This window comes from Alkalilimnicola sp. S0819 (assembly GCF_009295635.1).
GTDB lineage: Bacteria > Pseudomonadota > Gammaproteobacteria > Nitrococcales > WHIW01 > S0819.
Genome location: NZ_WHIW01000009.1, coordinates 31,021 through 57,369 on the forward strand (window position 1 = coordinate 31,021; position 26,349 = coordinate 57,369).

The window sequence follows — 26,349 nt, forward strand, 5'->3', positions numbered from 1 at the left end:
TGTTACTCCCGTAGACTCGCACCGAGATCTCGACCCAGACGCTCCACCACGCGGCCGATCAATCGATCCACGTCCTGGTCGGTCAGAGTGCGCGAATAATCCTGTAATATCAAGCCTATGGCGACGCTCTTGTGGGCCTCGGGCACGCCCTTGCCCTGGTACACATCGAACAACACCAGGTCCCGCAATACGTCCCCCGCCACCTCGCGCACCAGGGCGGTAATGGCACCACCGCTGACCCGATCACTGACCAGCAGGGCCAGATCCCGGCGAATGGAGGGGTATTTGGACAATTCACTGAAGCCGGGCACGCGCGCTTCCTGCAACGCCGCAAGCTCCAGCTCGAACAGATAACAGGCGCCGTCCACATCCAGGGCACGAGCCTGTTGCGGGTGCAGCGCGCCCAGCCAACCCACCGGCTGGTCGTCGCAGTAGATGCGCGCGCTCTGGCCCGGATGCAGCGCCGGATGTGTCTCGGCGACGAAGCGATACGCATCCGCCGCGCCGCTCAGAGCGAGCAGATGTTCCACGTCGGCCTTGGCGTCGAAGAAATCCACCGGGCGCGGCTCGCCGGCCCATTGCTCCGGCAGCGCCGTGCCGACCACCAGACCCGCGAGCATGGGGGTCTGTTCCAGTTCGTCCAGTGCGCCGCGAAAACGCAGCCCGCTCTCGAACAGGCGCACCCGCGACTGCTGGCGCGCCTGGTTATACACGGCGGCCTTGACCAGCCCCGGCCAGAGGCTGGTGCGCATCACCGACAGATCGGCGGAGATGGGGTTGGCGAGCGCCAGCGGCTCCTGCTCCGGGTCCAGCGCCTGCTGCAGTTCCCGGTCCACGAAGCTGTAGGTGATCGCTTCCTGGTAGCCCCGATCCACCAAGGCGGTACGCAGACGGCGCAGACTCAGCCGCGCTTCGCTGCGCTCACCCATGCGCGCACTCTGCGCCGCGCTGCGAGCGGGGATACGTTCGTAGCCCCATACCCGTGCGAGCTCCTCGATCAGGTCTTCCTCGATGCCGATATCGAAGCGATAGGGCGGCACGGTCACGTCCCAGTCCTCGCCCACGGCATTCAGGCTCATGCCCAAGGCGCCCAGGATGGCTTCCACGGCCTGCTCGGGTATGTTCAGCCCCAGCAGCTGGGCGATACGCGCACGGCGCAGCCGCACCCGTCGCTCCCGGGGCAGGTGCTCATCGGCGGCCTGCTCGATCACCGGGCCGGGCTTGCCGCCGGCGATCTCCAGCAGCAGCGCCGTGGCCCGCTCGATGGCTCGGCGCTGGATATGCGGGTCCACACCGCGCTCGAAGCGGTGGGAGGAATCGGTGTGCAGCCCATAGGCCCGGGCGCGGCCGGCGATGGCCGCGGGAGCGAAGAAGGCGCTCTCGAAGAAGATGTCGCGGGTATCGTCGGTGACACCGCTGCCCTCCCCACCCATCACGCCCGCCAGGGCCAGGGGGCGGGCGTCGTCGGCGATCAGCAGGGTCTGCTCATCGGGCTTGATGGTCTCGCCGTTGAGCAGTTCCAGCTCATCGCCCGGCTGGGCCATGCGGACCACGATCCCGCCCTGCAGCCGCGCCAGATCGAAGGCGTGCATGGGCTGGCCCAGTTCCAGCATCACGTAGTTGGTGATGTCCACTACCGGGCCGAGGCTGCGAATACCGGCGCGGCGCAGGCGCTCCTGCAGCCAGATGGGGCTGGGGGCGGTCACATCCACCCCGCGCACCACCCGCCCCAGATAGCGCGGACAGGCCTCCGGGGCGTCCACGCGCAGCGGGAAACGGTCTTCGATCACCGCCTCGATCTCGGCGGCCGGGGCCTCGGCGACGCGCCGCCCGCCCAGGGCGGTGACTTCCCGGGCGAGCCCGATCATGCCCAGGCAGTCGCTGCGGTTGGGGGTCAGGTCCACCTCGACGATCTGATCGTCCAGACCCAGGTACTCGCGCAGATCGGCGCCCACCGGGGCATCGCCGGGAAGCTCCATGAGCCCCGCATGATCTTCGCTCAAGCCCAGTTCCCGGGCGGAGCTCAGCATGCCGAAGGATTCCACCCCCCGCAGCTTGGCCTTGCGGATCTTCATGCCGCCGGGCAGCTCACCGCCGACGGTGGCGAGCGGCACCTTCAGGCCAACACGGGCGTTGGACGCCCCGCAGACGATCTGCAGCTCCTCGGCCCCGGTGCTGACCCTGCAGACCTGCAGCTTGTCGGCATCCGGATGCGGGCCGCATTCCACAATCTCGGCCACCACCACGCCATGAAACGGCGGCGCGGCGGGTTCCAAGGCGTCCACTTCCAGTCCGGCCATGGTGAGCTTGTCCGCCAATTCCCGGGCTTCGCCGGGATATTTCACCCACTCACGCAACCATTGATCGCTGATTCTCATCGACTTCCTCTCTTCCCGGCGGCCTAGCGGAACTGGCGCAGGAAGCGCAGATCGTTTTCGAAGAACAGGCGCAGATCATTGACGCCGTAGCGAAGCATCGCCAGGCGCTCCACGCCCATACCGAAGGCGTAGCCACTGTAGCGTTCGGCGTCGATGTCCACGTGGCCGAACACCGCCGGGTGCACCATGCCGCTGCCCAGCACCTCCAGCCAGCCGCTGCCCTTGCACACCCGGCAGCCGTCGCCGCCGCAGATCACGCATTCGATGTCCACTTCCGCCGAGGGTTCGGTGAAGGGGAAATAGGAGGGGCGGAACCGTACCGCCAGATCCTTTTCGAAGAAAGCGCGCAGGAAATCATGCAGCACGCCCTTGAGGTCGGCGAAGCTGATGCCCTCGTCCACCAGCAAGCCTTCCACCTGGTGGAACATGGGGGTGTGGGTGACGTCGGAGTCGCAGCGGTACACGCGCCCCGGGGCGATCACCCGCACCGGCGCGCCACCGGTGGCTTTCATGGTGCGCACCTGCACCGGCGAGGTGTGGGTGCGCAGCAGCCGGTGGGCATCGAAATAGAAAGTGTCGTGCATGGCCCGGGCCGGGTGATGGGCCGGGATATTGAGGGCCTCGAAGTTGTGGTAGTCGTCCTCGACCTCGGGGCCTTCGACCACGTCGAAGCCCAGTTGCACGAACAGATCCTCGATCCGCTCCAGGGTGCGGGTTACCGGATGCAGGCCGCCGGGGCGCTCACCGCGACCGGGCAGGGTCACGTCCACGCGCTCGGCCTTCAGGGCCTGCTCCAGGGCGGCGCCCTCCAGGGCCTGCTTGCGCACCTCCAGCTTTTCCTGCAGGGCACGCTTGGCTTCGTTGATAGCCTGGCCGGCCGCCGGGCGCTCCTCGGGGGAGAGCTTGCCCAGCGCCTTGAGCTGATCGGTCAGACGGCCCTTCTTGCCCAGATAGGCGACCCGGATATCATCGAGTTCCTTGAGGCTGACGGCGTCGGCCAGGGCCTGTTCGGCCTGGGCGAGGAGTTGCGTCAGCGCGGAGCGGTCCTGCGTTGTCATGTGCGTCGCATCAACCTTTGGCTGGCAATAAAAAAGGGGAAGGCGCGGCCGCTCCCTCCCCTTCCAGGACCCGAGGGCGGAGCGCCCCGGGCCGCGTGCGCGGCGGAAACCCTTAGGCGAGGCTCGCCTTGGCCTTCTCGGCCAGCACCGCGAAAGCCGCCTTGTCGTGCACGGCCAGATCGGCCAGCACCTTGCGGTCCACTTCCACGGCGGCCTTCTGCAGGCCGTTGATCATGCGGCTGTAGGACAGACCGTTCTCGCGGGCGCCGGCGTTGATGCGGGCGATCCACAGGGCACGGAACTGACGCTTGCGCTGCCGGCGGTCACGGTAGGCGTACTGGCCCGCCTTGGTCACCGCCTGATTGGCTACGCGGAACGACTTGCGGCGCGCCCCGTAATAACCCTTGGCTTTCGCCAGCACCTTCTTGTGGCGGCGACGAGCCTGTACACCACGCTTCACTCGAGCCATTGCTGTTCTCCAGAATCCTTAATGCTAGAAGTCGTTACCGCGTCAGAGGTACGGCATCATCCGGTCCAGGGCGGGCGTGTCCGCCTTCGCCACCAGCACACTGCCGCGCAAGTGGCGCTTCCGCTTGGTGCTCTTCTTGGTCAGGATGTGGTTGGCGAAGGCTTGCGCGCGCTTGTAACGACCGCTGGCGGTCTTCTTGAAGCGCTTGGCCGCTCCGCGGTTGGTCTTGATCTTCGGCATGCCAGTACTCCGAGTCTAAAACAAAAGGCCTCACCCCCGGCGGGGGTGAAGCCGCTTATGGTCCGAAAGGCCTATTTGCCTTTCTTCGGCGAGAGCATCATGACCATCAGACGGCCTTCCATCCGCGGTCGTGAATCCACCTGGGCGATATCCTCCAGGTCACTCTCCACGCGATTCAACAGCTTGAGACCGATCTCCTGATGGGCCATTTCACGGCCCCGGAAACGCAGCGTCACCTTGCCCTTGTCGCCATCCTCGATGAAGCGGCGCAGGTTGCGGAGCTTGATCTGGTAGTCGCCCTCGTCCGTACCCGGACGGAACTTCACTTCCTTGACCTGGATCTGCTTCTGCTTCTTGCGAGCAGCCTGCTGCTTCTTGCTCAAGTCGAACTTGTACTTGCCGTAGTCCATGATACGGCAGACAGGCGGCTTGGCGTTGGCGTCGATCTCGACCAGGTCCATCCCGACCGTCTCGGCGCGCTCCATGGCGTCCTCGGTGGGCACCACGCCCACCTGCTGACCTTCCTCGTCGATCAGCCGAACCTCCGGCTCCTGGATGCGGCCGTTGATCCTGCGAGAATCCTGCTGCGGAGGCGCGTTACGCGGCCCCCTTCTCGGTCTCATTGCGATGGTCAGTCCTCCGATTGTGTCCGACCGCGGCGCCGTACGTCCTGTTCCAGCAGGGCTGCAAACTCGTCCACGGACAAAGAACCGAGGTCCTCGCCCGTGCGCGCCCTGACGGCAACCGCCTTGGAATCCATCTCGCGGTCCCCGATGACCAGCATGTAGGGGACCTTCTGCAAAGTGTGCTCGCGGATTTTAAAGCCGATCTTCTCGTTTCTCAAGTCGGCTTCCACCCGGAAGCCCATCACGCGCAAGCGATTTTCCACTTCGCGGGCAAAATCGCTCTGTCGATCGGTAATATTCATCACCACAGCCTGCACCGGCGCCAGCCAGGCGGGCCAGGCGCCGGCGTAGTGTTCGGTGAGTATCCCGAAGAACCGTTCGAAGGAGCCGAGGATCGCCCGATGCAGCATCACCGGCGTCTGCTTGCTGCCGTCCTCGGCCACATACTGGGCGTCCAGGCGTCCGGGCATGGAGAAATCCACCTGGATGGTGCCACACTGCCAGACCCGGCCGATGCAGTCCTTCAAGGCGAATTCGATCTTCGGCCCGTAGAAGGCGCCCTCGCCGGGCTGCAGGCGGTAATCCAGGCCGCGATTCTTCAGCGCCGTCTCCAGCGCCAGCTCCGCACGGTCCCAGCTCTCGTCGGAGCCCACCCGCTGCTCGGGGCGGGTGGAGAGCGCCAGCTGGATCTCCTCGAAGCCGAAATCCCCATAGACCTGGTAGACCAGATCGATGAAATCGGCCACTTCGTCCTGGATCTGCGCCTCGGTGCAGAAGATGTGCGCATCGTCCTGGGTGAAGGCGCGCACGCGCATCAGCCCGTGCAGCGTGCCCGAGGGCTCGTTGCGGTGGCAGGAACCGAACTCGGCCATGCGCAGGGGCAGATCCCGGTAGCTCTTCAGGCCCTGGTTGAAGATCTGCACATGGCAGGGGCAGTTCATGGGTTTCACCGCGTAGGTCCGGTTCTCGGACTCGGTGGTGAACATATCGTCCCGGAACTTCTCCCAGTGGCCGGACTTCTCCCACAGGCTGCGATCGGCCAGGTTCGGGGTCTGCACTTCCTGATAGCCCCGGCCGCGCAGCTGCTGACGGATGTAGTCCTGCAGCGCCACATAGACCCGCCAGCCGCGGTCGTGCCAGAACACCATGCCCGGCGCCTCTTCCTGGATGTGGAAGAGATCCTGGAGCCGGGCGATGCGGCGATGATCGCGCTTCTCGGCTTCCTCCAGGCGCTTCAGATAGGCCTTCAGCGCCTTCTTGTCGCTCCAGGCGGTGCCGTAGATGCGCTGTAGCATCTCGTTGCTGGAGTCGCCGCGCCAGTAGGCGCCGGCCACCTTCGTCAGCTTGAAGGCCTGCAGCTTGCCGGTGGACGGCACGTGGGGGCCGCGGCACAGATCCAGGAACTCCCCCTGGCGGTAGATGGAAATCTGCTCACCGGCGGGGATCTCGCTGATGATCTCCGCCTTGTACTCCTCGCCGAGCTCGCGAAAGTACCCCACCGCCTCGTCCCGGTCCCACACTTCCCGGTGCACGGGGAAGTCGCTGGCGGCCAGTTCCACCATCTTCTTCTCGATGGCTTCCAGGTCCGCTTCGGTGAAGGGGCGGGTGTAGGCGAAGTCGTAGTAGAAGCCGTTGTCGATCACCGGGCCGATGGTGACCTGGGCTTCCGGAAAGAGCTCCTTCACCGCCTGGGCCAGCAGGTGGGCGGCGGAGTGGCGAATCACGTCCACGCCTTCCTCGTCCCGGCCGGTGACGATGGCCAGCTCAGCGTCGTCCTCGATGGTGTAGGAGGTATCCACCAGGCGCCCATCGACCTTGCCGGCCAGCGCGGCTTTCGCCAGGCCCGGGCCGATGGATTCGGCGACCTGATGCACGGTGACCGGCTGATCGAACTGCTTGCGGGAACCGTCGGGGAGCGTGATGGTGGGCATCTGCGTCAACTCCTACAGTGGTGACCGATACGAGGGGCCACTTGTTCGCGCCGGAGGAAACCGGCTGACAAAAGAAAGGCACCCTCTGGGGTGCCTTTCCGAAATTGGTAGGCGCGAGTGGACTCGAACCACCGACCCCCACCATGTCAAGGTGGTGCTCTAACCAGCTGAGCTACGCGCCTGCAAGAGCGGCGTACTATACCGACGTGACAGGGCGACGGCAAGCACTCTGGACGCCCATTCTCACGGCGCGCAGATTCCCTTGAGGGCCCGCCATTGATGCCCATCGAGCGGCGCCTCGCCGGCGCGGGACAGCCGCGCGGCCTGCTCGACGCGTTCAGCGTGCAGGGGGTGGCTGGAGAGCAGCGCCAGGGAATCCGGCAACTCGTCCCCCTCCGCCTTCAGGCGCGCGAAGAAGCGCTGCAGCCCGCGGGAATCCAGCCCCGCGGCGTTCAGGCGGGCGATGGCGGCCCGGTCAGCCTCCGCCTCGGCGGCGCGACTGTGGGCCAGGCCCAGCAACATCACCCCGGACTCCGTCAGCACCGAGGCCGCGGCGCTGGCGTCTCCGAGCATCGCCGTGAGCAACAGGCTGTAGCCGGCCTGGCGAATCAGCGCCTGGGTGCCATGGCGGTGCGTCACATGGGCCATTTCGTGGGCAAGCACGGCGGTCAGCTCTTCGGGCCCTTCCACCGCCTGGAGCAGGCCGTCATAGATGAGGATGTGCCCGCCCGGCGCGGCCAGGGCGTTGACCATCTCGCCGGGCACCACCTGCACACGATATCGGTACGGGCCGGGGGTGGCGCCCTGCAGGCGACGGCGCAGGACGGCCAGCGCTTGCAGCCCTTCCGGCGCTTCACAGCGCACGCCGCCGGCCAGCTGGTCCACCAGTTCGCGGCCCAGGGAATCCTCCCAGGCCACGGGGACCAGCTGGGCGAGCGGGCCGGCCAGCCGGGGCAGCCCGAACAGCAAGCCCAAAGCCAGCAGCGCAGCGCCCCCGCCCCAAAGCAGCAGGCGTGAGCCCGCGCCTCGCCGACCAAGATAGCGACGACCCAGGCCGGGTTGCCGCTCGCGCAGCGCATCCAACAACCCATGCTCTTCCACCGACAGGCGGGCATCGCCTCGTTCGGCATGTCGAAAGCGCAGCGGCTGGCCCCGATAGACCTCTTCCGCCAGGCTCAAGCCCTGCAAGGGCAGCAGAGTCACCGCGTGCCCGTTACCGGCATCGCTCAGCACCAGGCGATCGGCCGTGAGCACGATGCGTACCCGCTGGCGCTCGGCACTGTAGCCGTCGTTCCAATAACCCAGCCATTCCCGTGCCTGGTTCATGCAAGCGTCCTGTCGAAACGGGCAGGAGCGGCGCCTGGCCGCGAATTCCCCCAGGCATGTCGCCCGTTACGGGGGGGAGATCGCGGCCAAGCGCCGCTCCTGCGGGGGAATGAAGCCGGCGGCCGGGCCTGGCCGGCCACCGCGGTCTGCTCGGGCGCGCCGTCAGATGGCGCCCAGATCCAGTGCGTCCACCAGGCCTTCGCCGGTGGTGTTCGCCTCGGCGGCGGTTTGCTGGATGGCGGCATAGTTCACCTGCCCCTCCACCGCCAGGCGACGGGTGATGAAGTGCATATTGCGCAACAACACCCAGGGGAAGGCGAGCCCCAGGGTGAACATCAGCAGCAGGATATTGGTGAGCCAGAGCATGAAGAAGGCACCGCCACTGACATCCAGACGGAAGCTCAGACCCGGGAAGCTCAGCTTCTCGGCGGTGTAGCGCATCGATACACCCAGGTACCAGAACCAGATCAAGCCCAGGGTGGGCAAGGTGAGCAGCCAGGCCAGCAGGAAGGACTTGAACAAGTCGCCACCCTGCCCCTGGAAATCGAAGTGCTCGCCACCGTAACGGGTCGCGGCGTACATCTGCCGGGCCAGGTGCATGTCCATGAAGGGCTTGTAGAGGCCCAGGGTCAGCAGGGTGATGATGCCGTATCCCAGCATGCTCCAGCCGTAACGCCAGGCGGAGCCGTCCAGGCCGAAGCGCACGCCCCGCAGACGGGTGCGCGAGAGCCGGTAACGCTGGGCGGAATACAGACCGGCGCCGATGAGCACGGGGAAGGCCATGTACAGCGCGCCGAACAGCAGTGCCTGCAGGCCCGACGAGACCATACCCGCCACGCTGAAGACAATGAACAACAGCAGGTAGAGACCCACCACCTTGAGGAACCCCATGAAGAGCTCCCCACCCGTGCCGTCGTATTCGAAGCGCTCGCCATCGAAGCTGGTCTGGCTCCAAAGGTAGCGGCGCACCCGCACCTTGGCCCAGAAGTGGTAGATGCCCAGGGTGATGGCCTTGAGCAGCATATTGATGAGATAGATCACGAACAGTTCACCACCACTACCGTGATGCTGAACCCGTTGCCCCCCGACAGCCGGATTTGCGGTCTGCATGCTTGTGTTTCCTTTTTTGTTGTGTGCGGCGTCTGCACGGCAGGAGCGCCTGATGGCCGCGAACCCTCCCTGAAAGAGGCGGTTCGCGGCCATGAGCCGCTCCTACAAAATGTGTAGCGCCGTCGGCATAGTAACCGGCGATGGGGGGGCGCGGAAATACGTTCAGGCGGTCTGGCTGTCCGGCTTGCCCAGAGCGTAGTGCTCCAGGCGCTGGATCTCGTCGCGCAGCTTGGCCGCCTCCTCGAATTCCAGGTTGCGGGCGTGCTTGTTCATCTGCTGCTCCAATTGCTTGACGCGCCGCACGGCCTCGGCGGGGCTGAGCTTGCCGTAGCGAGCGGCCTCCTCCGCCACCCGGGCAACTTCCCGGCTCGCCCCGGGCGCGCCGCCCTCCCGGTCCATCACGTCCGCCACCGCCTTGCGCACGCCCTGCGGCGTGATGCCGTGAGCCTCGTTATGGGCGAGCTGCCTGGCCCGGCGGCGCTCGGTCTCGTCCATGGCCCGGCGCATGGAATCGGTGATCTGGTCGGCGTAGAGAATCGCCCGGCCATTGAGGTTCCGGGCCGCCCGGCCAATGGTCTGGATCAGGGAGCGCTCGGAGCGCAGGAACCCTTCCTTGTCCGCATCGAGGATCGCCACCAGGGAAACCTCGGGGATATCCAGCCCCTCGCGGAGCAGGTTGATGCCGATCAGCACATCGAAGGCGCCCAGACGCAGGTCGCGGATGATCTCCATGCGCTCCACGGTGTCGATGTCCGAGTGCAGGTAACGTACCCGCACGCCGTTCTCGTGCATGTACTCGGTGAGGTCCTCGGACATCTTCTTGGTGAGCGTGGTCACCAGCACCCGCTCGCCCTTGTCCACCCGCAGGCGCACCTCGCCCAGCAGATCGTCCACCTGGGAGCCGGCCGGGCGCACCTCCAGCTGCGGGTCCACCAGCCCGGTGGGGCGTACAACCTGCTCCACCACCTGGTCGGCGTGCTCCTTCTCGTACGGGCCCGGGGTGGCGGAGACGAACACGCCCTGGGGGGCGAGGCGCAGGAATTCATCGAAGCGCAGGGGGCGGTTGTCCAGCGCCGAGGGCAGCCGGAAACCGTATTCCACCAGGGTTTGCTTGCGGGAACGGTCGCCCTTGTACATGCCGCCCAGCTGCGGAATGGTGACGTGGGACTCGTCGATGAACAGCACCGCGTCCTGGGGCAGGTAATCGAACAGGGTCGGCGGCGGCTCGCCGGGACCGCGACCGGAGAGGTACCGGGAGTAGTTCTCGATACCGTTGCAGTAGCCCAACTCCAGCATCATCTCGATATCGAAGTTGGTGCGCTGCTCCAGGCGCTGGGCCTCCAGCAGCTTGCCGTTGTCGCGCAGCTGCGCCAGGCGCTCGCGCAGCTCGTCCTTGATGGCATCCACGGCCTTGAGCACCGTTTCCCGGGGCGTGACGTAATGGGTCTTGGGGTAGATGGTGAGCCGCGGCACCCGGCGCAGCACCTCGCCGGTGAGCGGGTCGAAGTAGGAGAGCTGCTCGATCTCGTCATCGAACAATTCCACCCGCACCGCCTCCTGCTCGGATTCGGCGGGGAAGATATCGATCACCTCGCCCCGGGCCCGGTAGGTGCCGCGGGAAAGCTCGGCGTCGTTGCGGGTGTACTGCAGCTGGGCGAGCCGGCGCAGGATCACCCGCTGATCGATGCGATCGCCCCGCACCAGGTGCAGGATCATGCTCAGGTACTGCTTGGGGTCGCCCAGGCCGTAGATGGACGACACCGAGGCGACGATCACCGAATCGCGCCGCTCCATCAGCGCCTTGGTGGCCGACAGGCGCATCTGCTCGATGTGCTCGTTCACCGAGGCGTCCTTCTCGATGAAGGTGTCCGAGGACGGCACATAGGCTTCGGGCTGGTAGTAGTCGTAGTAGCTGACGAAGTACTCTACGGCGTTGTCCGGGAAGAACTCCCGCATCTCGCCATAGAGCTGCGCGGCCAGCGTCTTGTTCGGCGCGAGCACGATGGCCGGGCGCTGCAGACGCGCGATCACATTGGCCATGGTGAAGGTCTTGCCCGAACCGGTGACCCCCAGCAGGGTCTGGTTGAGCAGGCCGGACTGGAAGCCCTCCACCAGCGCCGCGATGGCCGCGGGCTGATCACCGGCGGGCTGATAATCGGACTTCAGCTGAAAAATATCGCTCATACGTTTAGTGCGCGCCCCATTTCCCGTAAAATATGCAATTCACTCGGATCCAAACACGGAGGCTAAGCTTGGACATCCAACTGGCGAATCGAGTTCAGCGCGTCAAACCGTCCCCGACCCTGGCGGTGACCGCCCGGGCGGCGGAACTGCGGGCAGCGGGTCAGGACATCATCGGCCTGGGCGCCGGCGAGCCCGACTTCGATACCCCGGAGCATATCAAGGCGGCCGCCATCGAGGCGATCAACAAGGGGCAGACCAAGTACACTCCGGTGGACGGCACACCGGCGCTGAAGAAAGCCATTCAGGCCAAGTTCAAGCGCGACAACAGCCTGCACTACGAGCTCAACGAGATCCTGGTCTCCAGCGGCGCCAAGCACAGCCTCTACAACCTGATGAGCGCCCTGCTCAACCCGGGTGATGAAGTGGTGATTCCGGCCCCTTACTGGGTGTCCTACCCGGACATGGCGCTGCTCGCCGACGGCGTGCCGGTGATCCTGGAAGCGGGTCAGGACCAGCATTTCAAGATCACCCCCGAGCAGCTGGAAGCGGCGATCACCGACAAGACCCGGGCCTTCGTGATCAACAGCCCCTCCAACCCCACCGGCACGGCTTACAGTCGCGCCGAACTCGCCGCCCTGGGCGAGGTGCTGGCCAAGCACCCCCAGGTGGTGGTGATCAGCGATGACATCTACGAGCACATCGTCTGGAACGATGAAGGTTTTCTGAACATCGTCAACGCCGCGCCGGCGCTGAAAGAGCGCACCGTGGTGGTCAACGGGGTCTCCAAGGGCTACTCCATGACCGGCTGGCGCATCGGCTACGCCGCGGGCCCGGCCAAGCTCATCGGCGCGATGAAGAAGATCCAGTCCCAGAGCACCTCCAACCCCTGCTCCATCGCCCAGGCGGCCTCGGTGGCGGCGCTGGACGGTGATCAGGGCGTGATCGCCCCCATGCTCAAGGCCTTCAAGGAGCGCCACGACTATGTGGTGGACCGGCTCAACGACATGCAGGGCGTCAACTGCCTGAGCGCGGACGGCACCTTCTATGCCTTCCCCAATGTGCAGGGGGCGATCGACGCCCTGGACGGCGTCGAGGATGATGTGTCGCTGGCGGAGTACCTGATCAGCGAAGCCGGCGTGGCCCTGGTGCCCGGTTCCGCCTTCGGCCTGCCCGGCCATGCGCGGATCTCCTACGCCACCAGCATGGAGAATCTTGAGAAGGCCATGGACCGGCTGAAGAAGGTGTTCGGCTGAATCTCACACGAAAGAGGCCGCGGGGATTGACCCGCGGCCTTCATTGGGTAGAATAGCCGACCTCGAAAGAGCACTACTCCCCGGTAGCTCAGTTGGTAGAGCAAGTGACTGTTAATCACTGGGTCGGCGGTTCGAGCCCGTCCCGGGGAGCCAAATCGAGAAAGCCAGACCTTCGGGTCTGGCTTTTTTCGTTGTCCAGGGCGTCCAGGCACTCCGGCGCCTCGCGCGCCTTCACGCCCTACGCCACCACGCGCAGACATCAAGCCACCCGCTGCCCCCGCAGGCGCAGGTACTCGGCGAAGGCCGCACCCAGCTCCGGGTGCTTCAGGGCATAATCCACGTTCGCCTGCAGGTATCCGAGCTTGTCGCCACAGTCATAGCGCCGACCGGCGAACTCGTAGGCATACACGGCTTCATGCCTGCGCAGCTGCTCAATGGCATCGGTGAGCTGGATCTCGCCGCCGGCCCCGGGCCGGGTGTTCGCCAGGTGCTCGAAGATGCTGGCACTGAGGATATAGCGCCCCACCACACCGAGATTCGACGGCGCCTTCTCGGGCGCGGGTTTCTCCACGATCCCCTGCAGCCGCCCCAGGCGGTCACGGAAATCGCTCACGCTGACGATGCCGTAGCGGTCGGTGTGCTCCTTCGGCACGCGCTCCACGCCCAGCAGACTGCCGCCCTGACGCCGATAGCGCTCCACCATCTGGGCCAGGCAACCCTGCTCGCCGTCATCGATGAGGTCGTCGGCGAGAATCACGGCGAAGGGCTCGTCACCCACCACGGGTTGGGCGCAGGCCACCGCGTGCCCCAGCCCCAGGGTCTCGCACTGACGGATGTAAATGCACTTGACGCCGTTGGGCAGAATCTCCCGCACTTCCCTCAGGTGCTTGGTCTTGCCTCTGCGCTCAAGCTCCGCTTCCAGCTCGTAGGCCTTGTCAAAATGATCGGGTATCGGGCGCTTGTGCCGGCCGGTGATGAAGATCAGTACTTCGATGCCGGCCTTCACCGCCTCTTCGGCCGCGTACTGCACCAGCGGCTTGTCCACCACGGGCAGCATTTCCTTGGGGCTGGCCTTGGTGGCGGGCAGGAAACGGGTTCCCATTCCCGCTACCGGGAAGACCGCCTTGCGTATGGGTCTGTGCATATCTTGCCTCATCGGAAGGTTGGTTCAGTTCCGATGTGCGGCCGCGGGCCGCGAATACAAACTCCCTACGCAAAGAGCCGCCCGAAGGCGGCTCCACAAAGACGTAACGCGGTGGCGTTCACTGCAGGCTGATGCGCCCCTGATTGGCCTCCAGCGTACGCACGCCGATGCCCTTCACTCGTCTTAGATCTTCCACGCTGGCGAAGGGGCCGTTCGCCTTCCGGTAGGCGACGATGGCCTCGGCCTTGGCCTGGCCTATGCCGTGCAGGGCGGCGATGGACTGAGCGTCAGCGGTGTTGATGTTGATCGGGGACGCGGCCAGGGCGGCCAGGGAAGCGCCGGCCAGCAGGCAGGCGAAGGCGGTTTTGCGTAGTAGACGCATGATGATCCTCCATGATCATGTGGTTATTGCCTATCGGCACGCCGCCACTCCATGTGACGGCTCGTTCACCATAGCAGCTCGCCTGTACGGGTCAAGTAGGAGCGGCTCCTACAGGGTGGGTGGCGGTCGTCTAGGATATCTCCGCCCGGATGGCGTGCAGGGCCGCCAGGGGGTCGGGGGAGCGGGTGATGGGCCGGCCCACCACCAGATAGTCGCTGCCGGCTGCCAGGGCCTGGCGCGGGGTCAGGACCCGTTTCTGATCGCCCGCCTCGCTGCCCGCCGGGCGTATGCCGGGGGTGACCAGGCGAAAGTCCTCGCCCCGCTCACGACGCAGCATGGGCGCCTCGGCCGCGGAGCAGACCACACCGTCCAGCCCCTGCTCGGCGCTGAGCGCGGCAAGGCGGGCCACATTATCCGCCGGTGTGCCGGCCAGGCCGATCTGGGAGACGGTCGCCTGGTCATGGCTGGTCAGCACGGTGACCGCGATCAGCAGCGGCGGGCGCGGCACGGTGTCCACCGCTTCCCGCGCCGCCTGCATCATGGCCCCACCGCCCAGGGCGTGCACATTGACCATCCACACTCCCAGCTCCGCCGCCGCGCGGCAGGCGGCGGCCACGGTGTTGGGAATATCGTGGAACTTCAGGTCCAGGAACACCTCGAAACCGGCCTCCTGCAAGCGGCGCACCAGATCCGGCCCGGCCCGGACGAACAGCTCCTTACCCACTTTCAGCCGGCAAGCCGCCGGGTCCAGTTGCCTTGCCAAGGCCAACGCGTCGGCGGCCTCGGCGAAATCCAGCGCCACCAATATGCGCGGGCCCAACTCGTTCATCCTCATTCTCCCTCCGCGCCGCGTATGGGCTTGACCGTGGACCAGCTCTTGCAGCTCGGGCAATGCCAATACAGGGACTTGCTGGTGAAGCCGCAATTGCGGCATTCATACCGCGGGCGCTTGCTCAACAGTTCATGGAACAACTCGCGCAGCACCAGCAAGTCCTGACGCCGCTCCTGATCCCCTTGATGGATATTCAGTTCGATAAGCCGGTTGAGCCCCCGCACCGAGGGCCGGCGGCGCAGCTGCTCCGCCAGGAAGCTCAGCGCGGCGCGTTCACCCTTGTGCTCGCGGATCAGGTCGGTCATGCACAGCACCGCCGACACACTGTCGCCCTCGCCCAGCACCGGCTCCAGAAACTCCGCCATGGCCCGCGGCTGGCCCAGGGCCTGGTAACAGCTGCGCATGGGCTCGAGCAGTTCGGGCAGATACTCCGGATCCTGCTTCGCCGCCTGCTGGTAGGCCTTCAGCGCCGCCTTGGGGTGCCCCTGGGTGCGAGCCATGTCGCCCTGAAGGATGCTCGCGCGCACACAGCCCGGGTCATGGGCCAGGGCGCGCTTGAGGGCGGTGCGGGCCGCGGAAACCTCACCCCGGGCGATGGCCTGCTCGGCCTGTTCGCAGTAGAACTGGGCGATCACCGGGCGCATGCCCTCACCGCTGCTGGATTCCAGCCTCAGGGCGGTGTTCACCGCCCGCTCCCATTCCTTCATCTGCTGGTAGATCTGCAGCAGGCTGCGCTGGGCGGCCTGGCGGTGCTCGCCCTGCTTCTCCACTTCGGCGAACAGGGTCTCGGCCCGGTCCAGCAGCCCCGCGCGCATGTAATCCTCACCGAGCTCCAGTAGCGCGTAGGCGCGCTGGCGGGGGCTCAGTGTGGGCCGGGCGATGAGGTTCTGGTGTATGCGGATGGCGCGGTCCACCTCGCCGCGACGGCGAAACAGATTGCCCAGCGCCAGGTGTGTTTCCACCGTGTCGCTGTCCACTTCGGCCAGGCGGATGAAGACTTCGATGGCCCGGTCGGGCTCTTCGTTGAGCAGGAAGTTCAGGCCCTGGAAGTAGGCATTGGAAACACCGCCGCCCTCGGCTTCACGCCGCAAGCTGCGCCGCCCGGCATACCAGCCGGACGCCGCCGCCACGGGCAGCAGCAGCCAGAGCAGCTCCCACATCAGCTCGGGTCCCGCAGGGGCAGCTTGCGCAGCTCGTCGAGTTCCTTCCGGCTTTGCGACTGGTTGCGACGCAGGCGGCGCAGCTCACGGCGCTGGCGGGTGATCAGCCCCAGTGAGGCCAGCACCCCCAGCAGCGCTCCGATGATCAGCGCGAAGACCAGGGCCAGGGACAGGGGAAGCGTCCACTGACCCAGGTAGAATTCCAGGGTCACGGACTGGGCGTTGGCGATGGCGAAGCTCAGGCCGAACAGCACGACCAGCAGCAGCAGGATGATGGCAACGATTCGACCCATGTTCGGCTCCCAGATCCGGCGGCGGGGTGTGTTGTTGGTTCGGTGACCGCCCGGCTCATTATCCACGGGAAAAAAGAAACGGGCCAGTGGCCCGTTTACGAATATGGATGCGTTTTCTTGCCGGCAAAATGGTTCGGAAAGGCTCAGTGGGGGTTAACGCGTTCCCGCATCTGCTTGCCGGGCTTGAAGTGCGGCACGTACTTGCCGGGCAGGGCCACCGGTTCGCCGGTCTTGGGGTTGCGCCCGATGCGCGGCGGCCGATGGTGCAGCGAGAAGCTGCCGAAACCGCGGATCTCGATACGCTGGCCGCTGGCCAGGGCCTCGCTCATCTGCTCCAGCAGGGTCTTCACGGACAGTTCCACGTCCTTGTAAGCCAGATGCTGTTGCTTGGAAGCGATGACCTCAATCAGCTCGGACTTCGTCATCGTGTCTACTCAGGGTCCCTTGCGCAACTCGAGGGGTGACGGCTGGAGGCCGTCGGAGGAATAGCCACCGGCGGCGGCCGGGCCGCCGCCGGTATCTCGGACCGACTTACTCGCCCTTGTCCATCTGCTCCTTGAGCAGATCGCCGAGGGTGGTGGTGCCGGCGGAGGTGGGACGCGCGTAGTCCTGCACCATCTGGGCTTCGTCGGCGAAGTCCTTGGCCTTGATGGAGAGGCTGATGGCGCGGTTCTTGCGGTCCACGGCCATGAACTTGGCCTCGACCTCTTCACCTTCCTTCAGCACGCTGCGGGCATCTTCCACCCGGTCGCGGGAGATGTCGGAGGCACGGATGTAACCCTCGATCTCCTCGCCCAGGTCGACGATGGCGCCCTTGGCGTCCACTTCGCGGATGGTGCCCTTGACGATGCTGCCCTTGGGGTTGGCGGCGACCCAGGAACCGAAGGGGTCCTGTTCCAGCTGCTTGATGCCCAGGGAGATGCGCTCGCGCTCGGGGTCCACGGACAGCACCACGGCTTCCACTTCCTCACCCTTCTTGAACTCGCGCACCACGTCTTCGCCCTGGTCGCTCCAGGACAGGTCGGACAGATGCACCAGACCATCGATGCCGCCGTCCAGGCCGACGAAGATGCCGAAGTCGGTGATGGACTTGATCGCACCGCTGACCTTGTCGCCCTTGCTGTGGGTGTCGGCGAAGACTTCCCACGGGTTGCGCTGGCACTGCTTCATGCCCAGGGAAATGCGGCGACGTTCCTCGTCGATGTCGAGGATCATCACTTCGGTCTCGTCACCCACGGAAACGACCTTGGCCGGGTTGACGTTCTTGTTGGTCCAGTCCATCTCGGAGACGTGCACCAGGCCTTCCACGCCTTCCTCGATTTCCACGAAGCAGCCGTAATCGGTGATGTTGGTGACCTTGCCGAAGACCCGGGCATTTTCCGGGTAACGACGGGCAATGTTCTCCCACGGATCTTCGCCCAGCTGCTTCAGGCCCAGGGAGACGCGGTTGCGCTCGCGGTCGAACTTGAGCACCTTGACTTCGATTTCCTGGCCGACTTCCACCACCTCGGAGGGGTGCTTGACGCGACGCCAGGCCATATCGGTGATGTGCAGCAGGCCGTCGATACCACCCAGATCCACGAACGCGCCGTAGTCGGTGAGGTTCTTGACGATGCCCTTGAGCACCTGGCCTTCCTGCAACTTCTCCAGCAGGGCCTCGCGCTCGGCGCTGTACTCTTCCTCGACCACGGCGCGGCGGGACACCACCACGTTGTTGCGGCGGGGATCCAGCTTGATGACCTTGAACTCCAGGTCCTTGCCTTCCAGGTACGTGGTGTCACGCACCGGGCGGATGTCCACCAGGGAGCCGGGCAGGAAGGCGCGCACGTGGCTGAGATCCACAGTGAAGCCGCCCTTGACCTTGCCGCTGATCTGGCCGGTGACGGTCTCGCCCTTCTCGAAGGCATCTTCGAGGAACTTCCAGGCGTGATGCCGCTTGGCCTTCTCCCGGGACAGGCGGGTCTCGCCGAAACCGTCTTCCACAGCGTCCAGCGCGACTTCGACTTCGTCGCCCACGACGACTTCGACGTCACCGTCTTCGTTGTAGAACTGGTTCAGCGGAATCACCGCTTCGGACTTCAGGCCCGCGTTGACCGTGACAGACTCGCTGTCGATGGCAACCACCTTGCCCATGACGATGGCGCCGGGGCGCATCTCGGTGGCTTGCAGGCTCTGTTCAAAAAGTTCAGCAAAGCTTTCGCTCATTGGATGTAGGATCCCAACCGTTGCCGGCTGTTGCAGTTGTGGTTAAACAAACGAAAAACGACGTGGCGCCCCCTGCGGTGCGTCCCCCGTCGTTCTTCCCTTCACCGGGCCTCGTGGCCCTGCCTCAATCGCCGAGCTTCGCTCGTACGATGGACATCACTTTTTCGACCACCTCATCCAGCGCCAGTTCAGTGGTATCCACCTGGGTGGCGCCAGTGGCGGGCTTGAGGGGGGAAACACTGCGTTCCATATCCCGCCTGTCCCGCTCGGCGATCTCTTTCGAAAGATCGTCGACGTTAGCATGAAGCCCTTGCTCCTTCAACTGCTTATGCCGTCGTCGGGCCCGCTCCGCGGCGCTGGCGGTGAGAAAGATCTTCACCGGCGCGCCGGGGAACACCACCGTACCCATGTCACGCCCGTCGGCCACCAGCCCCGGCGCTCGGCCGAACGCACGCTGGCGCTCCAGCAGCGCCTCGCGCACCGCGGGGATGGCCGCCACCACCGAGGCGCGACTGCCCGCCTTCTCGGTGCGGATCTCGGCGCTCACCTCCTCGCCGTCCAGCCACACCTCGCCCTGCTCGCCGAAGCTCACCGGCAGGGCGCGGGCCAGCGCCACCACGGCCTCATGATCGGCCCGCGGGTCCAGGCCCTGGCGCAACACCGCCAGACCCAGCACCCGATAAATTGCGCCACTGTCCAGAAAATGCCAGCCCCGCGCGCCGGCCAGGTGCCGCGCCACGGTACCCTTGCCGGCGCCTCCGGGGCCGTCGATGGTGACTATCGGGATCTCGCCCATCACGCCGGCCCCTGCTCGATGTTCAGCCCCGCCTCACGGGCCAGGGCCACGAAGCCGGGGAAGGAGGTGTTCACGTTGGCACAGTCCTCGATGCGGATGGGCGCCTGGGCGCGCAGGGAAGCCACGGCGAAGGACATGGCTATGCGGTGATCGCTGTGGCTGTGCACCGTGCCGCCACCCAGGCCGCCGCCGCGTATGCGCATGCCATCCGGCGTGGGCTCGGCGTCCGCACCCAGGGTGCGCAGCCCCTCGGCCATGACCGCAATGCGGTCACTCTCCTTGACCCGCAACTCCTCGGCGCCGGTGAGCAGGGTTTCCCCTTGCGCACAGGCCGCCGCCACGAACAGCACGGGGAATTCGTCGATGGCCAGCGGCACCAGCTCCTCGGGAATTTGCACGCCGCGCAGGGGCGCATGCCGCACCCGCAGATCGGCCACCGGCTCGCCCCCCACCTCACGAGGGTTCAGCACGTCGATGTCCGCCCCCATGAGCTTGAGGATATCCACCACACCGGTGCGGGTGGGATTCATGCCCACATGCTCCAGGGTCAGATCGGAGCCTTCGGCGATGCTGGCCGCCACCAGGAAGAAGGCGGCCGAGGAGATGTCCGCCGGCACATCGATGCTGGCCGCTCGCAGCTTGCCGCCGCCGCGCAGGCTGACGCTGGCGCCATCCCGCCGCACGGCATAGCCCATGCCGGCGAGCATGCGCTCGGTATGGTCGCGGGTGGGCGCGGGCTCGGTCACCCGGGTCTCGCCCTCGGCGTACAGCCCCGCCAACAACAGCGCGGATTTCACCTGGGCACTGGCCACGGGCAAGGCGTAGTCGATGCCCTTGAGCGGCGTGCCGCCATGAATACGCAGCGGCGCGGTGCCCGCGTCGGTGGTGTCGATGCGCGCGCCCATCCGCGCCAGGGGCTCGGTCACCCGGCGCATGGGACGCACGGAGAGGGAGTGGTCCCCGGTGAGGGTGCAGTCGAAGGATTGGCCGGCCAGCAGGCCGCTGAGCAGGCGCATGGTCGTACCGGAATTACCCAGGTAGAGCGGCTCGGCGGGTGCCCGCAGCCCGTGCAGGCCCACCCCATGGATGCGCAACCGCCCCTGCTCGGGGCCGTCGATGCGCACGCCCAGAGCGCGGAAGGTGGCCAGGGTCGCCAGCGCATCCTCCCCCTCCAGGAAGCCCTGCACCTCGGTCACGCCCTCGGCCAGGGCACCCAGCATCACGGCGCGATGGGAGACGGACTTGTCGCCGGGAACCCGAAAACGGCCACGCACCGCGCCGCCGGGTTTCAGCTCGAACACCACATTGGACAAGATAGCTACTCCAGAAAAACAGACAATCCTTACCGCCCGAGCGGGGGCGCTATTGCTCCAGCAGGCGCAGGAACTCCGCGCGAGCCTCGTTGGCACTGCGAAACACCCGCTCCAACGCCGGGCCGTCGCCGTCACGCACCAGACCGTGGAGCATTTGCACGTCGGCCATGTAACGCTCCAGCACCGAGAGCAGCGCATCCCGGTTGCCCAGGCAGATATCCCGCCACATCACCGGGTCGCTGGAGGCGATGCGGGTGAAATCCCGAAAGCCGCCGGCGGCGTAACGGAAGATCTCCGGCTGGTCCTCCCAGCGCGCCAGCGTATCCACCAGCCCATAGGCCAGCAGGTGTGGCAGATGGGAGGTGGCGGCGAGCACCTCGTCGTGGTGCTCGGGGCTCATTTCACTGACCCAGGCCCCGGCCGCCTCCCACAGGGCGCGCACCCGGGCCGTGGCGGCGGGCTCGGTCTCGGCCAGGGGGGTCAGGATCACCCGGCGACGCCGGTAGAGCTCCTCGAAGGAGGCCTCCACGCCGCTTTTCTCGGTGCCGGCAATGGGGTGCCCCGGCACCACACGGCGGGTATCGGCGAAGACGGCGCGGGCATCCTCGGCCACGCACGCCTTGGCACTGCCGGCATCGGTGACGATGGCACCCGGGTCCAGCCCCGGCGCCATGGCTTCGAACACCCGCCGCATCGCCCCCAGAGGCACGCACACCATGACCAGCTCGGCGCCGCGCACCGCCTCGGCGGGCGCCAGCCGGTATTCGTCAATCACGCCCAGCTCCACCGCCCGGCGCAGGTTGTCTTCATTGCGCCCACAGCCGACGATGTGCTCGCAGGCCCCGGCGGCCTTCAGCGCCCGGGCCAGGGAACCGCCGATCAGGCCCACGCCGATGACCGTGATACGGGAGAAGCCCGCCATCAGTCCGCCCCCAACAGCCCTTCGTCGCGCAGCACCGCCAAGGCCTGCAGGAGCCGGTCATTCTCGGCTTCGGTACCAATGCTGAAACGCAGATACTCAGGGAGCTGATAGCCGCCCCCCACCGGGCGCACGATCACACCCTGGCGCAGCAGCCCCTGGTTGACCTCCTCGGCGCGGGGGCCAACCCGGGTGCAGAGAAAGTTCGCCGCCGAGGGCAGGCTGCTCAGGCCCATGCCGGCGAGCGCCTGACCCAGACGCTGCATCTCCCGGCCATTGAGTTCCACCGAACGGCGCAGATGCTCCCGATCATCCAGCGCCGCTGTGGCCGCGGCCTGGGCCACGTTGTTCACATTGAAGGGCATGCGCACCCGGTTGAGCAGATCCGCCACCTGGGGGTCGGACAGCCCATAGCCCACCCGCAGCCCGCCCAGGCCGTAGGCCTTGGAGAAGGTGCGGGTGATGATCAGATTGGGGTGGCGGGCGAGCAGGTAGCTGCCTTCCCGGTAGCCCGGCGCCCGGGCCGCGTACTCCACGTAGGCCTCGTCCAGCACCACGATGACGTGTGCGGGCATCCGCGCCAGGAAACGCTCCACCGCTTCGGCACCCACCCAGGTACCGGTGGGGTTGTTGGGGTTGGCGATGAACACCACCCGGGTGTCCGCGTCCACCGCGTCGGCCATGGCCTCCAGATCATGCCCGGCGGGGCTGTCGGAATCCGCCCCCAGCGCCGGCACCACCACGGCCTCCGCCCCCACCGCCTGGGTGGCGATGGGATAGACGGCAAAGGCATGCTGGGAAAACACGCATTTCAGGCCCGTACGCAGGAACGCGCGCGCCACCAGCTCCAGCACGTCGTTGGAGCCGCTGCCCAGGGTGATCTGCCCAGGCTCCACCCCATGATGCTCGGCCAGCGCGGCGCGCAGCTCGAAGGCATTGCCGTCCGGGTAGCGATGACTTTCCGCCAAGGCTTCGCGGGCGGCGGCCAGCGCCTTGGGGCTGGGGCCCAACGGGTTCTCGTTGGAGGCCAGCTTGACGATCTGCTCCGGGCGCAGGCCCAGCTCCCGGGCCAGCTCGCTCATGGGCTTGCCCGGCTGGTAGGGCTGCAGGGCCTGAACGCCGGGGACAGCCAGGTCGCAGAAACTCATGGTGTTACTCATACTGTGAGCGTCACGTTGCTGTGGGTGTGGCGAGGGCCGGGAGCCTCGATTCCGCCGGCGGCCCCCTCGCGATTACGCGGCCGTAGCCGACGGCGGGAATCCGGGATCTCCCGCCCCTAATGCGCCGCCCTGGGGTAGGACCCCAGGACCTTGAACAGGCTGGAGACCCGCTCCATCTCGCCCAGCGCGCGCTTCAAGCCCGTATCCTCGGCGTGCCCCAGAATATCGATGAAGAAAACGTACTCCCACTGCCCCTGGCGGCTGGGACGGGATTCGATGCGGCTCATGTCCAGGCCGTAACGGGCCAGGGGCGCGAGCAGGGTCGCGAGCCCGCCGGATTTATTCACCCGGGAGACCACCAGGGAGGTCTTGTCATTGCCGGTGGGCGGCGGCGATTGCTGACCCAGCACCAGGAAGCGGGTGGTGTTGATCGCCCCATCCTGTACCCGCGCGTGGAGTATGCTCAGGGCGTACTTGTCGGCGGCCACCTCGCTGGCGATGGCAGCGGCCTGGGGGTTTTCCGCCGCGAGCCGGGCGGCTTCCGCCGTGCTGCTCACCGCCACCCGCTCGGCGCGAGGCAGGTGCAGATCCAGCCAGCCGCGGCACTGCCCCAGCGCCTGCTGGTGGGAGTAGACGGTGCGGATATCGTCCATCTGCTCGGCCAGGGTGCACAGATTGTGGTGGATAGGCAGCTCCACCTCGCCGATGATCTGCAGCGGTGAGCTCATGAAACGGTCCAGGGTATGGGTCACCACCCCTTCGGTGGAGTTCTCCACCGGCACGACGCCGTACTGCACATTGCCCGATTCCACTTCACGGAACACCGTATCGATGGCGGGCAGGGACTCGAACAGCATGCCGTGGCCGAAGTGTTTCACCGCAGCGGCGTTGGTATAGGTCCCTTCCGGCCCCAGGTACGCCACCTTCACCGGCTGCTGCAGGGCCAGACAGGCGGACATGACTTCGCGGAACAGCACCGCCACTTGCTCGCCGGCAAGCGGCCCGGGGTTTCGCTCGCGGACCCGGCGCAGAATGGCCGCCTCGCGCTCCGGACGATAGAAATCTTCCTTCTCGCCGGCCTCGCGCTTGATGCGGGCCACCTCGGCGGCCAGTTCGGCACGGCGGTTGAACAGCGCCAGCAGTTCCCCGTCCAGGGTATCGATCTGCTCGCGAACCTTCTGCAGCTTGTCGGCTTCGCTCATGGCCTTACTCGATCACTCGCACCGCCAGCACACCGCTGATGGCCTGGATTTCCTCCACCACCTGCGCGGGAATGCGACCTTCCACATCCACGATGGTGTAGGCCAGATCCCCACGGGACTTGTTGTACATATCGTCGATGTTGATCTCGGCATTCGCCAGGGCGGTGGAGATCTGCCCCAGCATATTGGGCACGTTGGCATTGACCACGGTGAGGCGGTCGCCGTTCTCGCCACGGGGCATGTTGATGTCGGGGAAGTTCACGGAGTTGCGGATATTGCCGGTCTCCAGGAACTCGCGCACCTGCTCGGCCACCATGATGGCGCAGTTCTCCTCCGCCTCGCGGGTAGAGGCCCCCAGATGCGGCAGGGTGATGACCCGCCCATGGTCCTTGAGCAAATTGCTGGGGAAATCACACACATAGGCCCAGAGCTGACCGGCGTCCAGGGCGCTCACCGCCGCCTCGTCGTCGATGATGCCGGCGCGGGAGAAGTTCAACAGGGTGGCGCCCTTGGGCATGCGAGCGATACGGTCCGCGTTGATCATGGCCCGGGTGTGATCGTTGAGCGGCACGTGCAGGGTGAGGAAATCGGCGCGGCTCATCACCTCGTCCACGCTCTGCCCCTGGATCACGCCGGAGGACAGCTCCCAGGCCCGGTTGACGGTGATCTGCGGATCGAAGCCGATCACGTCCATGCCGAGCGCCCGGGCGGCATTGGCCACCTTCACGCCGATGGCGCCCAGCCCGATCACCCCCAGGGTGCGCCCGGGCAGCTCGAAGCCCACGAAGTTCTTCTTGCCGGCCTCGGTTTCCTGGTTGATGCGAGCATCGTCACCGGAGAGGCCGCGGGCGAACTCCCAGCCCTGGCAGAGGTTGCGGGCGGCGAGCAGCATGCCCGCCAACACCAGCTCCTTGACCGCGTTGGCATTGGCGCCGGGGGCGTTGAACACCGGCACGCCGCGCTCGCTCATCCGCTCCACGGGGATGTTGTTCACCCCGGCGCCGGCCCGGCCGATGGCCTTGACCGTGTCGGGGATCTCCATGTCGTGCATCTTGTACGAGCGCAGCAGGATGGCGTCCGGGTGACCGATCTCGGAGGCGATCTCGTAGCTCTGCCGCGGCAGGCGCTCCAGGCCCTTGGCGGAAATATTGTTCAGGGTCAGAATCTTGTACATCGAGCATCTCCCGCTCTACGTGGTATGCATGCAAGGGGCCGCGCCGCGGGGCGCGGCGGCTGTCCGGCGGCGCCGGACGCCGCCGGATCACGCGCCGGCCTCAGCCGTGGCGCTTCTCGAAATCCGCCATGAAGGCGACCAGAGCATCCACGCCCTCTTCCGGCATGGCGTTGTAAATGCTCGCCCGCATGCCGCCCACCGAGCGATGCCCCTTCAGGGTGACCAGGCCGTTGGCCTTGGCTTCCTGGAGGAAGGTGGCGTCCAGGCTGTCGTCGGCCAGGGTGAAGGGCACGTTCATCCAGGAGCGGTCCGTGGGCTTCACCGGGTTGGCGTAGAAGGGGGAATCATCGATGGCGGCGTACAGCTTCTCGGCCTTGCGACGGTTGATCTCGGCCATGCCTTCCAGACCGCCCAGCCCCTTCAGCCACTTGAACACCAGCCCGGCGACATACCAGCCGTAGGTGGGCGGGGTGTTGGACATGGAATCGGCATCGGCCTGGATCTTGTAATCCCAGACCGTGGGGGTGGCCGGCAGCACTTCGCCGATCAGATCCTCGCGAACGATCACCAGGGTCAGGCCCGAGGGGCCGATGTTCTTCTGGGCACCGGCGTAGATCAGGCCGAATTTGGACACATCCACCGGGCGGGAGAGGATGGTGGAGGACATATCGGCCACCAGCGGCACGTCCACCTCGGGCACGAAGGGGAACTCCACGCCGCTGATGGTCTCGTTGGGCGTGTAGTGCACATAGGCGGCGTCAGCGGAGAGCTGCCACTCGCTCTGGGGCGGCACTTCCAGGCGACCCTCGGGGCTGGCGGCGGCGACATTCACTTCGCAGTACTTGCGCGCTTCCTTGATCGCCTTCTTGGACCAGGCGCCGGTGTCGATGTAGTCGGCGCGGGTCTTGCCGCGCAGCAGGTTCATGGGAATGCCGGCGAACTGGCCGGTGGCCCCGCCCTGCAGGAACAGCACCTTGTAGTTGTCGGGGATGTTCATCAGCTCGCGCAGATCGGCTTCGGCCTCGGCGGCGATGGCGACGAACTCCTTGCCTCGATGGCTCATTTCCATCACCGACATGCCGGAACCCCGCCAGTCCAGCATTTCCTCGGCGACCTGCTTGAGTACGGCTTCCGGCAGGGCTGCCGGACCGGCGCTGAAGTTGAACACCCGCGACATTGATGCGCTCCTTACAA

The 26,349-nt window shown here is 66.3% G+C and carries 24 protein-coding genes and 2 tRNA genes; 2 read left to right on the forward strand and 24 right to left on the reverse strand.

Features of this window, described 5'->3' with window-relative positions:
• Positions 1–2: 2 nt before the first annotated feature.
• From pheT to uvrB, 10 genes are all read right to left on the reverse strand, one after another.
• A complete protein-coding gene (gene pheT / locus GBG68_RS08970; RefSeq protein WP_152146612.1) occupies positions 3–2,378 on the reverse strand; it encodes a phenylalanine--tRNA ligase subunit beta in 2,376 nt (791 codons plus the stop codon).
• A 23-nt stretch (positions 2,379–2,401) separates the two neighbouring features.
• Positions 2,402–3,436 (reverse strand): phenylalanine--tRNA ligase subunit alpha, encoded by a 1,035-nt coding sequence (pheS, locus tag GBG68_RS08975; protein WP_152146613.1) that lies wholly within the window; start codon positions 3,434–3,436, stop codon positions 2,402–2,404.
• A 112-nt stretch (positions 3,437–3,548) separates the two neighbouring features.
• The gene (gene rplT / locus GBG68_RS08980) at positions 3,549–3,905 is read right to left on the reverse strand and encodes a 50S ribosomal protein L20 (RefSeq protein WP_152146614.1); all 357 of its coding nucleotides are present in this window, start codon (positions 3,903–3,905) and stop codon (positions 3,549–3,551) included.
• 42 nt (positions 3,906–3,947) lie between these two features.
• Positions 3,948–4,145 (reverse strand): 50S ribosomal protein L35, encoded by a 198-nt coding sequence (gene rpmI / locus GBG68_RS08985; protein WP_152146615.1) that lies wholly within the window; start codon positions 4,143–4,145, stop codon positions 3,948–3,950.
• A gap of 71 nt (positions 4,146–4,216) precedes the next feature.
• Positions 4,217–4,768 carry a translation initiation factor IF-3 gene (infC, locus tag GBG68_RS08990; RefSeq protein ID WP_152146616.1) on the reverse strand — a complete coding sequence of 184 codons (552 nt, stop codon included), beginning with the start codon at positions 4,766–4,768 and terminating at the stop codon, positions 4,217–4,219.
• A gap of 8 nt (positions 4,769–4,776) precedes the next feature.
• On the reverse strand, positions 4,777–6,702 hold the full coding sequence (thrS, locus tag GBG68_RS08995; protein ID WP_152146617.1) for a threonine--tRNA ligase: 1,926 nt from the start codon (positions 6,700–6,702) through the stop codon (positions 4,777–4,779).
• 105 nt (positions 6,703–6,807) lie between these two features.
• Positions 6,808–6,884 (reverse strand) — tRNA-Val (locus GBG68_RS09000).
• Between the two features lie 61 nt (positions 6,885–6,945).
• Positions 6,946–8,028, reverse strand: coding sequence for a M48 family metallopeptidase (locus GBG68_RS09005; protein WP_152146618.1), 1,083 nt, complete (start codon positions 8,026–8,028; stop codon positions 6,946–6,948).
• A gap of 162 nt (positions 8,029–8,190) precedes the next feature.
• Positions 8,191–9,138, reverse strand: a complete 948-nt coding sequence (locus GBG68_RS09010; RefSeq protein ID WP_193222275.1) for a YjgN family protein — start codon at positions 9,136–9,138, stop codon at positions 8,191–8,193.
• A gap of 162 nt (positions 9,139–9,300) precedes the next feature.
• Positions 9,301–11,322, reverse strand: a complete 2,022-nt coding sequence (gene uvrB / locus GBG68_RS09015; protein ID WP_152146620.1) for an excinuclease ABC subunit UvrB — start codon at positions 11,320–11,322, stop codon at positions 9,301–9,303.
• A gap of 68 nt (positions 11,323–11,390) precedes the next feature.
• Here uvrB and GBG68_RS09020 point away from each other — a divergent pair, with 68 nt between their 5' ends.
• A complete protein-coding gene (locus GBG68_RS09020) occupies positions 11,391–12,575 on the forward strand; it encodes a pyridoxal phosphate-dependent aminotransferase (RefSeq protein ID WP_152146621.1) in 1,185 nt (394 codons plus the stop codon).
• 77 nt (positions 12,576–12,652) lie between these two features.
• Positions 12,653–12,728 (forward strand) — tRNA-Asn (locus GBG68_RS09025).
• Between the two features lie 106 nt (positions 12,729–12,834).
• Here GBG68_RS09025 and galU read toward each other — a convergent pair.
• The 14 genes from galU to serC all read right to left on the reverse strand — a co-directional run bounded on the left by galU (position 12,835) and on the right by serC (position 26,332).
• The gene (galU, locus tag GBG68_RS09030; protein WP_152146622.1) at positions 12,835–13,719 is read right to left on the reverse strand and encodes a UTP--glucose-1-phosphate uridylyltransferase GalU; all 885 of its coding nucleotides are present in this window, start codon (positions 13,717–13,719) and stop codon (positions 12,835–12,837) included.
• Positions 13,720–13,837: 118 nt separating this feature from the next.
• Positions 13,838–14,101: a ComEA family DNA-binding protein gene (locus tag GBG68_RS09035; RefSeq protein WP_152146623.1), complete on the reverse strand. Its 264-nt coding sequence runs from the start codon at positions 14,099–14,101 to the stop codon at positions 13,838–13,840.
• A 130-nt stretch (positions 14,102–14,231) separates the two neighbouring features.
• Complete coding sequence (pyrF, locus tag GBG68_RS09040; protein WP_413463312.1) at positions 14,232–14,936, reverse strand: orotidine-5'-phosphate decarboxylase; 705 nt, start codon at positions 14,934–14,936, stop codon at positions 14,232–14,234.
• Positions 14,933–16,093, reverse strand: a complete 1,161-nt coding sequence (gene lapB, locus GBG68_RS09045; RefSeq protein ID WP_152146625.1) for a lipopolysaccharide assembly protein LapB — start codon at positions 16,091–16,093, stop codon at positions 14,933–14,935. Before lapB ends, pyrF begins: the two co-directional genes overlap by 4 nt.
• Positions 16,093–16,386: a lipopolysaccharide assembly LapA domain-containing protein gene (locus tag GBG68_RS09050; protein WP_152146626.1), complete on the reverse strand. Its 294-nt coding sequence runs from the start codon at positions 16,384–16,386 to the stop codon at positions 16,093–16,095. The genes lapB and GBG68_RS09050 overlap by 1 nt, the downstream gene beginning before the upstream one ends.
• Before the next feature lie 143 nt (positions 16,387–16,529).
• The gene (locus GBG68_RS09055; RefSeq protein WP_152146627.1) at positions 16,530–16,811 is read right to left on the reverse strand and encodes an integration host factor subunit beta; all 282 of its coding nucleotides are present in this window, start codon (positions 16,809–16,811) and stop codon (positions 16,530–16,532) included.
• A 106-nt stretch (positions 16,812–16,917) separates the two neighbouring features.
• On the reverse strand, positions 16,918–18,591 hold the full coding sequence (gene rpsA, locus GBG68_RS09060) for a 30S ribosomal protein S1 (RefSeq protein ID WP_152146628.1): 1,674 nt from the start codon (positions 18,589–18,591) through the stop codon (positions 16,918–16,920).
• 124 nt (positions 18,592–18,715) lie between these two features.
• Complete coding sequence (gene cmk, locus GBG68_RS09065) at positions 18,716–19,390, reverse strand: (d)CMP kinase (RefSeq protein WP_152146629.1); 675 nt, start codon at positions 19,388–19,390, stop codon at positions 18,716–18,718.
• Positions 19,387–20,691 (reverse strand): 3-phosphoshikimate 1-carboxyvinyltransferase, encoded by a 1,305-nt coding sequence (gene aroA / locus GBG68_RS09070; RefSeq protein ID WP_193222288.1) that lies wholly within the window; start codon positions 20,689–20,691, stop codon positions 19,387–19,389. Before aroA ends, cmk begins: the two co-directional genes overlap by 4 nt.
• Before the next feature lie 58 nt (positions 20,692–20,749).
• A complete protein-coding gene (locus tag GBG68_RS09075) occupies positions 20,750–21,622 on the reverse strand; it encodes a prephenate dehydrogenase (protein WP_152146631.1) in 873 nt (290 codons plus the stop codon).
• Positions 21,622–22,767 carry a histidinol-phosphate transaminase gene (gene hisC / locus GBG68_RS09080; protein WP_226801753.1) on the reverse strand — a complete coding sequence of 382 codons (1,146 nt, stop codon included), beginning with the start codon at positions 22,765–22,767 and terminating at the stop codon, positions 21,622–21,624. The genes GBG68_RS09075 and hisC overlap by 1 nt, the downstream gene beginning before the upstream one ends.
• A 128-nt stretch (positions 22,768–22,895) precedes the next feature.
• Positions 22,896–23,981 carry a prephenate dehydratase gene (gene pheA / locus GBG68_RS09085; RefSeq protein WP_152146633.1) on the reverse strand — a complete coding sequence of 362 codons (1,086 nt, stop codon included), beginning with the start codon at positions 23,979–23,981 and terminating at the stop codon, positions 22,896–22,898.
• A gap of 4 nt (positions 23,982–23,985) precedes the next feature.
• Positions 23,986–25,155 (reverse strand): phosphoglycerate dehydrogenase, encoded by a 1,170-nt coding sequence (locus tag GBG68_RS09090; RefSeq protein ID WP_152146634.1) that lies wholly within the window; start codon positions 25,153–25,155, stop codon positions 23,986–23,988.
• Positions 25,156–25,255: 100 nt separating this feature from the next.
• Entirely contained in the window at positions 25,256–26,332 is a 1,077-nt protein-coding gene (serC, locus tag GBG68_RS09095; RefSeq protein WP_152146635.1) for a 3-phosphoserine/phosphohydroxythreonine transaminase, read from the reverse strand.
• Between the last annotated feature and the right edge of the window lie 17 nt (positions 26,333–26,349).

Coding starts and splice junctions, on each gene's coding strand:
- pheT (WP_152146612.1), bottom strand. CDS start 2,378: ATGAGAATCAGCGATCAATGGTTGCGTGAGTGGGTGAAATATCCCGGC.
- pheS (WP_152146613.1), bottom strand. CDS start 3,436: ATGACAACGCAGGACCGCTCCGCGCTGACGCAACTCCTCGCCCAGGCC.
- rplT (WP_152146614.1), bottom strand. CDS start 3,905: ATGGCTCGAGTGAAGCGTGGTGTACAGGCTCGTCGCCGCCACAAGAAG.
- rpmI (WP_152146615.1), bottom strand. CDS start 4,145: ATGCCGAAGATCAAGACCAACCGCGGAGCGGCCAAGCGCTTCAAGAAG.
- infC (WP_152146616.1), bottom strand. CDS start 4,768: ATGAGACCGAGAAGGGGGCCGCGTAACGCGCCTCCGCAGCAGGATTCT.
- thrS (WP_152146617.1), bottom strand. CDS start 6,702: ATGCCCACCATCACGCTCCCCGACGGTTCCCGCAAGCAGTTCGATCAG.
- GBG68_RS09005 (WP_152146618.1), bottom strand. CDS start 8,028: ATGAACCAGGCACGGGAATGGCTGGGTTATTGGAACGACGGCTACAGT.
- GBG68_RS09010 (WP_193222275.1), bottom strand. CDS start 9,138: ATGCAGACCGCAAATCCGGCTGTCGGGGGGCAACGGGTTCAGCATCAC.
- uvrB (WP_152146620.1), bottom strand. CDS start 11,322: ATGAGCGATATTTTTCAGCTGAAGTCCGATTATCAGCCCGCCGGTGAT.
- galU (WP_152146622.1), bottom strand. CDS start 13,719: ATGCACAGACCCATACGCAAGGCGGTCTTCCCGGTAGCGGGAATGGGA.
- GBG68_RS09035 (WP_152146623.1), bottom strand. CDS start 14,101: ATGCGTCTACTACGCAAAACCGCCTTCGCCTGCCTGCTGGCCGGCGCT.
- pyrF (WP_413463312.1), bottom strand. CDS start 14,936: ATGAGGATGAACGAGTTGGGCCCGCGCATATTGGTGGCGCTGGATTTC.
- lapB (WP_152146625.1), bottom strand. CDS start 16,093: ATGTGGGAGCTGCTCTGGCTGCTGCTGCCCGTGGCGGCGGCGTCCGGC.
- GBG68_RS09050 (WP_152146626.1), bottom strand. CDS start 16,386: ATGGGTCGAATCGTTGCCATCATCCTGCTGCTGCTGGTCGTGCTGTTC.
- GBG68_RS09055 (WP_152146627.1), bottom strand. CDS start 16,811: ATGACGAAGTCCGAGCTGATTGAGGTCATCGCTTCCAAGCAACAGCAT.
- rpsA (WP_152146628.1), bottom strand. CDS start 18,591: ATGAGCGAAAGCTTTGCTGAACTTTTTGAACAGAGCCTGCAAGCCACC.
- GBG68_RS09075 (WP_152146631.1), bottom strand. CDS start 21,622: ATGGCGGGCTTCTCCCGTATCACGGTCATCGGCGTGGGCCTGATCGGC.
- hisC (WP_226801753.1), bottom strand. CDS start 22,767: ATGAGTTTCTGCGACCTGGCTGTCCCCGGCGTTCAGGCCCTGCAGCCC.
- pheA (WP_152146633.1), bottom strand. CDS start 23,981: ATGAGCGAAGCCGACAAGCTGCAGAAGGTTCGCGAGCAGATCGATACC.
- GBG68_RS09090 (WP_152146634.1), bottom strand. CDS start 25,155: ATGTACAAGATTCTGACCCTGAACAATATTTCCGCCAAGGGCCTGGAG.
- serC (WP_152146635.1), bottom strand. CDS start 26,332: ATGTCGCGGGTGTTCAACTTCAGCGCCGGTCCGGCAGCCCTGCCGGAA.